The 12,340-nt window shown below is 39.1% G+C and carries 12 protein-coding genes and 1 tRNA gene; 4 read left to right on the top strand and 9 right to left on the bottom strand.

Features of this window, described 5'->3' with window-relative positions; genetic code table 11:
* Positions 1-30: 30 nt before the first annotated feature.
* Complete coding sequence (ghrA, locus tag GTK47_RS11895) at positions 31-972, bottom strand: glyoxylate/hydroxypyruvate reductase GhrA (RefSeq protein ID WP_165123420.1); 942 nt, start codon at positions 970-972, stop codon at positions 31-33.
* Between the two features lie 316 nt (positions 973-1,288).
* Here ghrA and GTK47_RS11890 point away from each other — a divergent pair.
* Positions 1,289-1,376, top strand: a tRNA-Ser gene (locus GTK47_RS11890).
* Positions 1,377-1,957: 581 nt separating this feature from the next.
* Positions 1,958-3,658 carry a C4-dicarboxylic acid transporter DauA gene (gene dauA, locus GTK47_RS11885; RefSeq protein ID WP_165123409.1) on the top strand — a complete coding sequence of 567 codons (1,701 nt, stop codon included), beginning with the start codon at positions 1,958-1,960 and terminating at the stop codon, positions 3,656-3,658.
* A gap of 81 nt (positions 3,659-3,739) precedes the next feature.
* Here the strand turns inward: dauA and GTK47_RS11880 are convergent, their stop codons facing one another.
* From GTK47_RS11880 to hemA, 8 genes are all read right to left on the bottom strand, one after another.
* Positions 3,740-4,264 carry a GNAT family N-acetyltransferase gene (locus GTK47_RS11880; protein ID WP_165123407.1) on the bottom strand — a complete coding sequence of 175 codons (525 nt, stop codon included), beginning with the start codon at positions 4,262-4,264 and terminating at the stop codon, positions 3,740-3,742.
* Complete coding sequence (locus tag GTK47_RS11875; RefSeq protein ID WP_165123405.1) at positions 4,261-4,539, bottom strand: DUF1778 domain-containing protein; 279 nt, start codon at positions 4,537-4,539, stop codon at positions 4,261-4,263. The genes GTK47_RS11880 and GTK47_RS11875 overlap by 4 nt, the downstream gene beginning before the upstream one ends.
* A gap of 154 nt (positions 4,540-4,693) precedes the next feature.
* Positions 4,694-5,623 (bottom strand): TIGR01212 family radical SAM protein, encoded by a 930-nt coding sequence (locus GTK47_RS11870; protein WP_165123403.1) that lies wholly within the window; start codon positions 5,621-5,623, stop codon positions 4,694-4,696.
* 8 nt (positions 5,624-5,631) lie between these two features.
* Entirely contained in the window at positions 5,632-6,486 is an 855-nt protein-coding gene (gene kdsA / locus GTK47_RS11865) for a 3-deoxy-8-phosphooctulonate synthase (protein WP_088495432.1), read from the bottom strand.
* 56 nt (positions 6,487-6,542) lie between these two features.
* Complete coding sequence (gene sirB1 / locus GTK47_RS11860; RefSeq protein ID WP_165126595.1) at positions 6,543-7,352, bottom strand: invasion regulator SirB1; 810 nt, start codon at positions 7,350-7,352, stop codon at positions 6,543-6,545.
* Complete coding sequence (gene prmC, locus GTK47_RS11855) at positions 7,336-8,184, bottom strand: peptide chain release factor N(5)-glutamine methyltransferase (protein ID WP_165123401.1); 849 nt, start codon at positions 8,182-8,184, stop codon at positions 7,336-7,338. The genes sirB1 and prmC overlap by 17 nt, the downstream gene beginning before the upstream one ends.
* Positions 8,184-9,266: a peptide chain release factor 1 gene (gene prfA, locus GTK47_RS11850; protein ID WP_165123399.1), complete on the bottom strand. Its 1,083-nt coding sequence runs from the start codon at positions 9,264-9,266 to the stop codon at positions 8,184-8,186. The genes prmC and prfA overlap by 1 nt, the downstream gene beginning before the upstream one ends.
* Positions 9,267-9,294: 28 nt before the next feature.
* On the bottom strand, positions 9,295-10,557 hold the full coding sequence (hemA, locus tag GTK47_RS11845; RefSeq protein WP_165123397.1) for a glutamyl-tRNA reductase: 1,263 nt from the start codon (positions 10,555-10,557) through the stop codon (positions 9,295-9,297).
* 240 nt (positions 10,558-10,797) lie between these two features.
* Here hemA and lolB point away from each other — a divergent pair, with 240 nt between their 5' ends.
* The gene (lolB, locus tag GTK47_RS11840) at positions 10,798-11,436 is read left to right on the top strand and encodes a lipoprotein insertase outer membrane protein LolB (RefSeq protein WP_165123395.1); all 639 of its coding nucleotides are present in this window, start codon (positions 10,798-10,800) and stop codon (positions 11,434-11,436) included.
* On the top strand, positions 11,433-12,308 hold the full coding sequence (gene ispE / locus GTK47_RS11835) for a 4-(cytidine 5'-diphospho)-2-C-methyl-D-erythritol kinase (RefSeq protein WP_165123393.1): 876 nt from the start codon (positions 11,433-11,435) through the stop codon (positions 12,306-12,308). Before lolB ends, ispE begins: the two co-directional genes overlap by 4 nt.
* Positions 12,309-12,340 lie beyond the last annotated feature (32 nt).

Genomic DNA, 12,340 nt, shown 5'->3' with positions numbered 1-12,340 from the left:
TTATAAAATTAGAATAGAGATTAAATAGTGTTAATATCCACTTTTCATATCAACCACGCCACAAGGCGTTTCGCCCTTTTCAATTCGTTGGATATTTTCAACAATTGTATCCATTGCGATATTAGGTATTGTAAAAGCAGCGATATGTGGCGTAATAGAAACACGAGGATGCGTCCAAAATGGGTGCATACCCGCTAAAGGTTCTTGAGCAAAAACATCCAAAGTAGCATCAGCTATATGCCCTTGATCTATCGCCTCTAATAAATCTTGATCAACTAAATGTGCTCCACGCGCTAAATTAATTAAATAAGAAGAAGGTTTAAGTTGCTCAAAAAGTGAGAAATTCAAAATACCGTGTGTTTCTGGTGTATAAGGCAATAAGTTAATAAGTAAATTACACTCTTTGAGGAAATCACTGAGTTGCTCTTTACCATAAAAACTTTCAACATTTTTAATTTGTTTTTTACTGCGACTCCAGCAACGAACGTTAAAACCAAGTTCGGCAAGTTTAGTCGCAACACTTCCACCTAAAGCTCCAGCACCTAAAACACCAATAACAAAATTATCATAAGAGTGTGCAGGCAATTGTTTCCACAAACGTTGTGATTGTTGACGTTTATAATCATCCATTCGACGGAAGTAGTACATCACTTTAGCAATCGCATATTCTTGCATTTGAAGCCCCATTCCGGTGTCTTCCAAACGCATAACAGGAACACCGGTTGGTAATGTACCCGGCTTTTGTTGTTCTTGTTTTAAAATAGCATCGACCCCTGCTCCTAAGGCAAAAATACCTTTAAGTTGATTGCGACTGGCTAGCATTTCATAAGGAGGAAGCCAAACCATAGCGTAATCAGCAGGTTGATTATCGCCAGGTTCCCAGATGCGTATATTGGCATTTGGCAAGCGTGCCTTCATACCATTAATCCATGTTTCTGCGTCAAAAAAAGGATGATAATAAATAATATTCATTTTGCCTTCCTCCAGCATTTTTATCATAGGGTGCGAGGGTTACGTTCTGATTTCAAGTCTCTTTGAATAAGTTGTTAATAAAAATGTTGAGAATGTTAACCAGTTAACGAATTTCTTAATTCTCTTTTCAATATAACAATCCATCTTCGTATTGCTTTACTGCATAATTTGTCTAGCATTTGTGCATATTGTTTTTTATTTGACTGCTTGATACAAAAGTTAAGGGAAAAATGCATTTAGCTGTTGACGCCTATGATCCTTTTCCATATAGTAGCGCCCCGTTGAGAGATGTTAAGTACATATCCAACAACAATACGGTGAGATGTCCGAGAGGCTGAAGGAGCACGCCTGGAAAGTGTGTATACGGCAACGTATCGAGGGTTCGAATCCCTCTCTCACCGCCATATTCTAAGATAGAGCCTAGCTTTTTAGCTAGGCTCTATTTTTTTGTCCGAAATTTCCTACACTTTTAGCCTCGTTTTCTCTTCACTGACTTGTTTATATTCAGCAATTTTTCATTTTTTGATGATATTATTGTTAGTATACAACACATTTTTTATTTTATTTTTTACTTAATCGTTTTATTTAATAATTTCTCATCGCTTAATAAGCTTTGATAATTAATTTTAATGAATTAAAACAACTTATGTAATTGTTATTTATGTCTATCCGATTTTTATGACGTAAAAAGATTTTTATTACTCTATCTCTAAACGACATTTATTCTAAAATAAAACGCTTTTTATAATTTTAAAATAAATTTAAACTTTATTTTCAAGCAAGCAACAGAATAAATACAATAAGATACATTGCATTATCTATTTAGGTTAACTTGTTAGTTTAATTGATTTTATTTTTACTAGGCTTTAAGATATGCATTAATAATTTGATGTATCACATTATTATCAGCGAATAAAAGCGATATCCTCTCTTTTCCTTATCGCCGTTATTCGGCATCTGACTTCTTATTTTGGTTTAATCCTAAATGAAAACTCATAAAGTTAACCGGGTTCGCCCCTTTAGTGCATTTATTGATGCATGTGTAAAAGAGCCTTACTCTTTTGCGCGTTTATTAAAAGATATTATTGCAGGGATCACCGTCGGAATTATCGCGATACCTTTAGCCATGGCTTTGGCAATTGGTAGCGGTGTTCCTCCGCAATACGGTCTTTATACCGCAGCTATTGCCGGTATAGTCATTGCTGTTTCTGGTGGCTCTCGATACAGCGTGTCAGGGCCTACTGCCGCTTTTGTTGTGATCCTTTATCCCGTATCACAACAGTTTGGTTTGAGTGGCTTATTGATTGCTACACTCATGTCTGGCGTTATCTTAGTAGTTATGGGATTAGCTCGCTTTGGCAAGCTTATTGAGTATATTCCTGTTTCTGTAACACTTGGATTTACTTCGGGGATTGCTATCACTATTGCTACAATGCAAATAAAAGACTTTTTTGGTCTTGAATTAGCACATGTGCCAGAAACCTATATTGATAAGGTGATTGCTCTAGGCTCTGCATTACCGACTATCCATATTGGTGATACGCTTATCGGTCTGACAACACTGTTGGTTTTAATTTATTGGCCTAAACTGAATTTACGCTTACCCGGACACTTACCCGCTTTAATCGCAGGTACAGCAGTAATGGGTATTGTAAATATGTTCGGTCATGATGTTGCAACAATTGGCTCGCAATTTAGTTATATGCTTCCTAATGGAACAACTGGGCAAGGTATTCCACCTATTTTGCCTCAGTTTGTTTTACCTTGGAATTTACCAAGTACAGGTACATCACTTGAATTAAATTGGAGCACTATTTCTGCTTTATTACCCGCAGCCTTTTCAATGGCAATGTTAGGTGCTATCGAATCATTATTATGTGCGGTTGTGCTTGATGGTATGACAGGCAAAAAACATCACTCTAATGGTGAGTTAGTCGGACAAGGTGTTGGTAATATTGTCGCACCTTTCTTCGGTGGTATTACAGCAACCGCGGCGATTGCACGTTCTGCTGCTAACGTGCGTGCAGGTGCAACATCGCCTGTTTCTGCTATTGTTCACTCATTATTAGTATTGCTAACTTTACTTGTATTAGCCCCTTTTCTTTCCTATTTACCTTTAGCTGCAATGTCCGCCCTGCTGTTAATTGTTGCATGGAATATGAGTGAAGCGCGTAAAGTTATTGATCTTATTCGACACGCTCCTAAAGACGATATTATTGTCTTAGTATTATGCTTATCGCTCACCGTTCTCTTTGATATGGTTATTGCGATTACTATCGGTATTGTGTTGGCTTCACTGTTATTTATGCGTCGTATTGCCAATATGACTAAAATAACTGAATCCCCTTATACTGATGATGATAAGCAGTTATTAGTTGTCCGTGTTAATGGTCCACTGTTCTTCGCCGCCGCTGAGCGTATCTTTAATGAGTTACGTGAACGTAGTAAAGGTTATAAAACCGTTATTATGCAATGGGATGCTGTTCCTGTATTAGATGCGGGAGGATTACATGCATTCCAGCATTTTGTCACTGATGTTAAACATGATACCCATGTGATTGTTTGTGATATTCCTTTCCAGCCTTTAAAAACATTGGCAAGAGCAAGAGTCATACCAATTGAAGATACTCTGAATTTCTATCCTTCATTACAAAAAGCACTGGATGATTTGGAATTAATTCAGTAGTGGTTTATTACAAATAATATAAAAACTATTTAGCCCTTAATTTAAGTGATTTAATTAAGGGCTATTTTAATAATTCATATTTTATATTTTGTTTGCCATTGTAAGTGCAGTATAAATTGTTTTAAAAGAAATTAATAAAGATAGGGGCGAATCCAATAGTGGCACAGCACCGTAGCTAATATACCAATTAGCTACTCGTTCATTTTTTGCATCTATAAGCAATGCTACACCTCCCAATTCACTTGCCACTGCAAGACAACGCTTTCCTGCTGTAAGAAGTAATTGTCCTCCTAGCCCCTTTCCTTGAACTGATAAATCAGTCGCTAACCGTGCAAGTCTAAAAACAGGAATATCATGGCGAGCTAAACCACGTTTAATTATTTCAGGTGTTTTTTCAAACTCTATAGAAGCAGGACACAAGCTGTAATAGCCTATAATGGCATTATTACTGCTATTGATAGCTAAATAAGTTTTAGAACTACCACTTTCATGATTCTGTCTTGCGTGGCGATACAAGAATTGATTAAGTGCTGTATCGCCACAATTAAAGGTATGCCTATCATGCTTTTTACTGATTGCTTCTTCATGCCAGTTAGGTATTGTCATACTTTGTCCGGTAGAGCAAAAGCCGCTGCCAGTAACTTAGCATTAGGCTTTGGCGGATTATCTAAAAGTTCCATAACACGTAACGTGTCTTTTTCCGATAATTTTAAACGTTCATTGTTTTCAATAACTTGTCGAGCCACTGGTACGACATTGCGAAGCACAAATTCCGTTAGATTTGTGTTTTCTAAACTAGCTGCACGAACAAGCAGTGATTTATCTTCTGTAGTAATACGAATTGATACTCTCTCACTATTTTCTACGAGTGTTTGAGCCATAACTGCCTCCTATGTACACATTGAAAGCGTACAATATGATTAAAAAAGTTACAACCTATTTTATATTGAGAGAAAGTGAATTGCATTTTTTAATATAAATTAAAAAAGTATTCATATTTGAAATGCATATAGTGCGGTAATTTCTTAATATGGCTTATTTAGAATTAGGAATAAATGCATTACCCATCCCACTCCCTTGAACACCCTTTTTTAATAAATCTTGATAAAGTGCATTCATACCCAACCAGTGGTTTTCACACCACTCAGGGGCTAATAAGGTGGGTTTTCTGGCACTGGCACATACACGGTGATAAATAATTTCAGGAGGAGTATGGCGGATCATTTCACCCGCAGTATAAACATACTGTTCTTGCGTCAATGCATTAACACGCCCTGCTTTCCATGCTTTAGCTATCGTACTGCCTTCAACAATATGCAATGGGTGCAATTTAAGCCCATCAGTGCCCGTTTCTACCACACGCTCTAATGTTTGCATATTAAGCAGATGATCTTCTCGTGGCAGTCCAACAATAAGATGCGTACACACCTTTAAACCGCGTCGACGCACTTCACGAGTGGTCGCTTGATAACATTGAAAATCATGCCCACGATTAATTTGCTTCAATGTTTTATCATGAGCCGTTTGTAAACCAAGTTCTAACCATACTTCATAGCCTTTATCGCGATAACCTTGCAATAAATCCAATACGCTAACTGGAACACAATCTGGTCGAGTTCCGACACATAATCCAACCATGTCTGCTTGTAATAATGCCGTTTCATATAAAGTACGTAGGTATTCTACTTCGGCATAAGTGCTGGTATAGGCTTGAAAATAGGCAAGATAACGATGTGCGCGGTTAATATTTTTGGCTTGTAATGCAATTTGTTCTTCAATCGAATGATATTGCGTTTGCTCATCAGCAAAAGAGGAAACATTACAAAAAGTACAGCCTCCCCGTCCCAATGTGCCATCTCGATTAGGACAGTTGAAACCGCCATGAAGGGTGATTTTATGAATTTTTTCGTGATAACGGCGCTGAAGATCAGCGCCGAACATATTAACAACCGTATGCAGTTGCATAACACATTTTATTTACTGGTATCTAACTCTGGGAAATTTTTTACCACTTCATCAATCGCTTTAATTTGAGCTAAGAAAGGCTCTAATTTTGCCAGTGGCAACGCTGATGGACCATCACAACGTGCATTATCTGGATCTGGGTGAGCTTCAAGGAATAATCCAGCCAGACCAACAGCCATACCTGCACGTGCTAATTCTGCAACTTGCGCACGACGTCCGCCTGATGCAGCACCAAATGGGTCACGACACTGTAATGAATGCGTTACATCAAAAATAACGGGTGCACCTTGAGAGGCCTGCATCATGACATGGAAGCCTAACATATCAACAACTAAGTTATCGTAACCAAAATTACTACCACGATCACATAGAATAACTTGGTCGTTACCGCCTTCTTTAAACTTATCGACGATATTTCCCATTTGACCTGGGCTTACAAACTGAGGTTTTTTTACGTTGATCACAGCGCCAGTTTTTGCCATCGCTTCAACAAGATCAGTTTGACGTGCTAAAAATGCAGGTAACTGAATCACATCAACTACTTCTGATACAGGTTGAGCCTGTGCAGCTTCATGAACGTCAGTAATAATTTTAACGCCAAAAGTTTCTTTTAACTCTTGGAAAATTTTCATCCCTTCTTCTAAGCCTGGGCCTCGGTAAGAGTGGATTGAAGAACGGTTTGCTTTATCAAAAGAAGCTTTGAATACATAAGGAATATTCAGTTTTTGAGTTACAGTGACGTAATGCTCACAAATACGCATGGCTAAATCGCGCGATTCTAATACATTCATGCCACCAAAAAGCACAAATGGCAGGTCGTTTGCTACCTTGATATCACCAATATTCACCACTTTATGTTGCATATTTATCCCTATACTGTTTGTAATGTACTGTGTTAATTAAGTACGTTTCTTAAATTTTAATGTAGAACAATAGGATTTTGTTCTATCGAATGAATTTGGATTTTGATCATCTCTGAAATGGGATCTTCAGGGCATTGCTCAACAAAATAGTTTAAGTCTGAAATCGCTACATGGTTGCACTCTAACTGAGCAAAAATAAGTCCACGATCACGTATTTCGTAAGGATCTTCAGGATCAAACATTAACACCGTTTCACTGGCTTTTAATGCTTGCTCCATATTCTTTTCTTCCATTAAAGAAACTTTCAATGTATCCAAAAGTTTACGAATAATAGAACTGTATTCTGATTCTTCTAAATCTGCCTCTAATAATACAGAAGAGCCGCCGACATTCCCTTTTAACCAAACTTCTAAGGTATGTTCCGATAGATATTCACCATTTATTGGATTTAAAAATAGCGGTTGTTCATTAGGAATATCTATTCTGATGATAAGTTGTGTAGGAAAGATAACCGGCACTAACGGTAAATTTAATGCTTGTGCGATATAAATAAGAATCGAACCCAGTGAAACAGGAGAGCCTACATGTGTCGCTAATACTTTATCTAACCATAACGTATCAGAAAGACAATATTTGCCACTTGCACCACTAAAGTGCCACTGCTTATAAAACAGTTTTAGCAATGCTTCTATCTGCTCTTTGGTATTTCCTTGTTGGGGAATTTCAGCTTCTGCCTGTTCAACTAACTGCGCTAGTTGATAACCAACAGAAGTGGTCGGAAAATCAGGTCGAATAGCCTGAGAGATAAGGATCATGCCCTTAACTAAAGGGGCTTTATTAAATTCGTAATCAGCTATGGTTTCTATCATAATTCCAACGACCTACTGTCACTCGCTCATTACCGCCATAATCACGGAAAGTTTCCACACAGCAGTAACCCTTATCAATAAATATATTACGTACACCTTCACCTTGTTGCCAGCCGTGTTCCAGTAATACCCAGCCATTATCAGTTAAAAACTGGCGAGCAGTTTCAATGATAATCTCGATATCAGCAAAACCATTTTTGCCAGCAACTAATGCAGTTAAAGGTTCAAAACGAACATCCCCCTGATGAATATGCTCATCATTTTCATCAATATAAGGAGGATTACTGATTATCATACCAAATTGATACCCTGAGAGTGAACTAAACCAACAACTTTCCATAAATTCTGTGTTGTTTAATGCTAAGTTGGTCGCATTCTCTTGCGCTAATGCCACTGCTTCAGCTTGAAAATCCACACCAATAATATGGCAATCTGGGCGTTCAGATGCCATTGCTAACGCAATAGCTCCTGTTCCTGTTCCTAAATCAAGAATGCGAGTCGGCTCTGATGGTAGTTTTTCTAAGGCTTTTTCAACAAGGCATTCTGTATCTGGACGGGGAATTAGTGTTGCAGGTGAGACTTTTAAAGGCAGTGACCAAAATTCTCTTTCACCGACTAAATAGGCAATAGGTTCACCTTTAATACGTCGAACCAGTAATTTCGATAATTGTGCTAACTCGTCTGACGAAAGGACCGTTTCATTAAAGGCAATTAAATAAGTGCGAGTACGTTGTGTTACGTACCCAAGTAAAATTTCAGCATCACGTTTAGGGCTGTCACTTTCAATTAATTGCAAGGCTGCTTCACGCAGCCATTGTTCATAATTCATTAATTTAACTCAGAAAGTGCAGAAAGCTGATCCGCTTGATATTCGGTCACGATAGGCTGAATTAATGGATCTAATTTTCCTTCCATTACTTCATCTAAGCGATAAAACGTTAGGTTGATGCGGTGATCTGTTACACGACCTTGTGGGAAGTTGTACGTTCTAATTCGGTCAGAACGGTCACCAGAACCCAATAAGTTACGACGTTCAGAGGCTTCTGCTTCTTGGCGTTTTTGCATTTCAGCCGCTCGAATACGCGCACCTAATACAGACATCGCTTTAGCTTTGTTTTTGTGCTGTGAACGTTCATCCTGACATTCCACTACAATACCTGTTGGAATATGCGTAATACGGATAGCAGAATCGGTGGTATTAACGTGCTGACCACCAGCTCCTGAAGAACGGAATGTATCAATACGTAAGTCACTTGGACTGATTTCTGGTAATTCAGCTTCTGGTACTTCAGCTAAGACGGCAACCGTACAAGCAGAAGTATGAATACGACCTTGAGATTCCGTTTCAGGAACACGTTGAACACGGTGACCGCCTGATTCGAATTTCAATACACCATAAGCGCCATCACCAACCACTTTTGCGATAATTTCTTTGTAGCCACCATGCTCACCTTCGTTAGCATTCATGACTTCAATACGCCAGCGACGTGATTCAGCATAACGGCTATACATACGGAATAAATCACCCGCAAATAGTGCTGCTTCATCTCCCCCTGTTCCCGCACGAATTTCAAGGAAACAGTTAAATTCATCATCAGGATCTTTAGGCAGTAACAGCACTTGTAACTGTTGTTCTAAATCATCGTTTAATGCTTGTGCTTCTTTTAGCTCTTCTTGTGCCATCTCTTTCATTTCAGGATCATCAAGCATCATTTCTGCTGCTTCGATATCGTCTTGCACTTTTCGCCATTGGCTAAAACAAGCCGTGACGTCAGTTAATTGAGAGTATTCTTTTGAAAGCGCACGAAAACGCTCCTGAGAGGCAATAACATCAGCTTCTGACAGAAGTGCCTGAATTTCTTCATAACGCTCTTGTAGAGCTTCCAACTTAGCGACAATAGAAGGCTTCATTCGTAGATTAAGATCCTGTTAGACAAAGTTAATTATGGGTAATACCCAAACTTTCACGTAATAGATTCAGGCGTTCAATATCACCATCACTGGCAGCCTGTTGAAGAGATTTTGTTGGTGAGTGAATAAGACGATTCATCAATTGATGAGAGAGCTGTTGGATAACTTTTTCTGCATCCGCTCCGTTTTGTATCAATGTGATGGCTTTTTCTGTCATTTCTGCACGTAACATTTCGGCACTGTCTCGATATTCTCTAATTGCACCCACAGCACCTTGTGCTCGCAACCAATCCATAAATTGCCCACTTTCTTGCTGGACAATATGTTCTGCTTGGATTGCAGCGGCTTGGCGTTGCTCACGGTTATGTTGAATAATTGCTTCTAAATCATCAACGCTATAAAGATAAACGTTATTAAGCTTTTCGACATCTTGTTCAATATCACGAGGAACCGCGATATCCACCAGCAACATTGGTTGATTACGACGTTTTTTAAGCGCTCTTTCAACCATTCCCTTACCAATAATCGGTAATGGGCTTGCCGTAGAACTAATGACAATATCAGCCTGAGCAAGACATTCATCAATCTCTGATAATGTAATGACTTCAGCATCAACTTCATTTGCTAAACGCTGAGCACGTTCTTTTGTTCGATTAGCAATAATGATTTTTTTGACTTGATGTTCACGCAGATGACGAGCGACTAACTCTATTGTCTCGCCAGCCCCCACTAACAAGATAGTCAAAGAAGACAGCGATTCAAAGATTTGACGCGCTAATGTACAAGCTGCAAAAGCAACAGAAACCGCATTAGCACCAATTTGTGTCTCTGTTCTCACTCTTTTCGCAACTGAAAAAGATTTCTGAAACAGGCGTTCCAGCTCTGAAGAGAGCGAGTGATAATTTTGAGAATCGGCAAAGGCTTTTTTAACTTGCCCTAAAATTTGCGGTTCACCTAATACGAGAGAATCTAAACCGCTTGCCACTCGCATTAAGTGACTGACAGCTTGATTATCTTGATGCCAATAGACACTACTTTTCAGTTCATTTGGCTCTATTTGGTGATATTGACATAACCAGCGAATAAGCTGTTCATGGCTATTTTCTTTGTCTTCCATACTAAGATAGAGCTCAGTACGGTTACAAGTAGACAGCACGACACCGCCCCTGACAGCGGGTTGCTGTAAGAGGTTATTTAAGGCATCACCCATAGTATCGGGAGAAAAAGAGACTTTCTCACGTAAAGCAACGGGGGCTGTTTTATGATTAATACCTAATGCTAATAACGTCATATCAACTATATCGAGTTATGAATAAATACCGCCTCGCGACTTGACTTAGTGTAAACCTAAAACAGCGCATTTAGTATGGACTCTTCATTTCCGCCATTCTACTTGATGAACAGATTCAATAAAAGAGCTTACTTGAGTGATAGGAGATTTCTATACACAATTTAACGAAATATCGTTATATCATAAGGTTTATGATACTCTTTTTTTCAACTAATAACGAATTAAAGGAATGTCTCAGCTATGCATTCACGCTTTTTTTCAACCAAACAACTCCTGCGCCTTATCCCGCTAACGGCGTTGCTGCTGAGTGCCTGTAATCTAAATCAGATAAAGACTCAAGGTTCGGCATCTGATAACGATGTGCAATGGCAAGCTCGCCAACAAGCATTAAAGCAAATTTCACAATATGAAACCCGAGGCGCTTTTGCTTATATCGAAGATACAAACAAAACCTATGCCCGATTCTATTGGCAAGACAGAGCCGATGAGCGTTATCGCTTATTGCTTACCAATCCTTTAGGCACAACAGAACTCGATTTAAATGTCATGCCTGGTGTGATTGAAGTTACCGATAATAATGGTAAAAAATATTATAGCGACAACCCTGCTGAGATGATTTACCAGCTCACAGGTATGGTTATTCCACTCAAAAATCTGCGTGCTTGGCTTGTTGGTTTACCGGGTGATTCAACTGATTTCGAATTAGATGCTAATCACTTATTAAAATCTGTCACCCTACCTGCACCTGAAGGCGATTGGATTGTAACTTACCAAGCTTATGATTCAAGTACCACACCCAACCTGCCACAACGCCTTGAGTTAAAACAAGGTGAACGCACTATCAAATTAAAAATGGATAACTGGGATATACAGCAATGACACTAAGTTGGCCTTCTCCTGCCAAATTAAATCTTTTTCTCTACATCACGGGGAAACGCCCTGATGGTTATCATAATTTACAAACGTTATTTCAGTTTCTAGATTATGGCGACACACTAACCATTACACCTCGTGATGATACCCAGTTAACCATTCTGACACCGATTGATGGTGTGAAAGATAAAGATAATTTAATTATTAAAGCTGCTAAATTGCTACGTGATTATTGCCAGCAACATAATATTCCTTTGCAGTATCACGGTGCAGATATCAGTGTTGATAAAAAACTTCCTATGGGAGGTGGCTTAGGTGGAGGTTCATCTAACGCAGCAACGACATTAATTGCACTTAATTACCATTGGCAAGCGGGATTAAGTGACGAAACCTTAGCCGAATTAGGTGTTAGTTTAGGCGCAGACGTTCCCGTTTTCGTAAAAGGCCATGCCGCGTTCGCCGAAGGCGTTGGTGAAATTTTGACCCCAGCAGAGCCAAAAGAGCAATGGTATTTGGTCGCACACCCCGGAATTTCCATTCCAACACCGACAATCTTCACAGATCCAGAATTAAAACGTAATTCTCCTATTCGCTCTCTTGGCGCATTATTAAAGGCTCCGTTCGAGAATGACTGTGAAATGATCGCAAGAAAACGTTTTCGTGAGGTTGAATATCTGCTTTCGTGGCTGTTAGAATATGCACCGTCACGCTTAACTGGGACAGGTGCCTGTGTGTTCGGTGAGTTCGACTCACAAGTTGCCGCTAGTGAAGTGTTAGTTAACGCCCCTGAGTGGGTGCATGGATTTGTAGCGCAAGGCGCCAACATTTCTCCTCTGCATTTATTCCGCTCAAGGATACCTGTGTTATTGCACCCGTAGGATGATGTTTACAAACCTTATGTTCATAAACA

The sequence above is a fragment of the Proteus sp. ZN5 genome (genome assembly GCF_011046025.1).
Lineage (GTDB): Bacteria > Pseudomonadota > Gammaproteobacteria > Enterobacterales > Enterobacteriaceae > Proteus.
Note: the sequence above shows the minus strand (reverse complement) of the source record. Positions and strands in the feature narration are given on the sequence as shown.

Coding starts and splice junctions, on each gene's coding strand:
- prmC (WP_165123401.1), bottom strand. CDS start 8,184: ATGAATTATGAACAATGGCTGCGTGAAGCAGCCTTGCAATTAATTGAA.
- lolB (WP_165123395.1), top strand. CDS start 10,798: ATGCATTCACGCTTTTTTTCAACCAAACAACTCCTGCGCCTTATCCCG.
- ghrA (WP_165123420.1), bottom strand. CDS start 972: ATGAATATTATTTATTATCATCCTTTTTTTGACGCAGAAACATGGATT.
- kdsA (WP_088495432.1), bottom strand. CDS start 6,486: ATGCAACATAAAGTGGTGAATATTGGTGATATCAAGGTAGCAAACGAC.
- ispE (WP_165123393.1), top strand. CDS start 11,433: ATGACACTAAGTTGGCCTTCTCCTGCCAAATTAAATCTTTTTCTCTAC.
- prfA (WP_165123399.1), bottom strand. CDS start 9,266: ATGAAGCCTTCTATTGTCGCTAAGTTGGAAGCTCTACAAGAGCGTTAT.
- hemA (WP_165123397.1), bottom strand. CDS start 10,557: ATGACGTTATTAGCATTAGGTATTAATCATAAAACAGCCCCCGTTGCT.
- dauA (WP_165123409.1), top strand. CDS start 1,958: ATGAAAACTCATAAAGTTAACCGGGTTCGCCCCTTTAGTGCATTTATT.
- GTK47_RS11875 (WP_165123405.1), bottom strand. CDS start 4,539: ATGGCTCAAACACTCGTAGAAAATAGTGAGAGAGTATCAATTCGTATT.
- GTK47_RS11870 (WP_165123403.1), bottom strand. CDS start 5,623: ATGCAACTGCATACGGTTGTTAATATGTTCGGCGCTGATCTTCAGCGC.
- GTK47_RS11880 (WP_165123407.1), bottom strand. CDS start 4,264: ATGACAATACCTAACTGGCATGAAGAAGCAATCAGTAAAAAGCATGAT.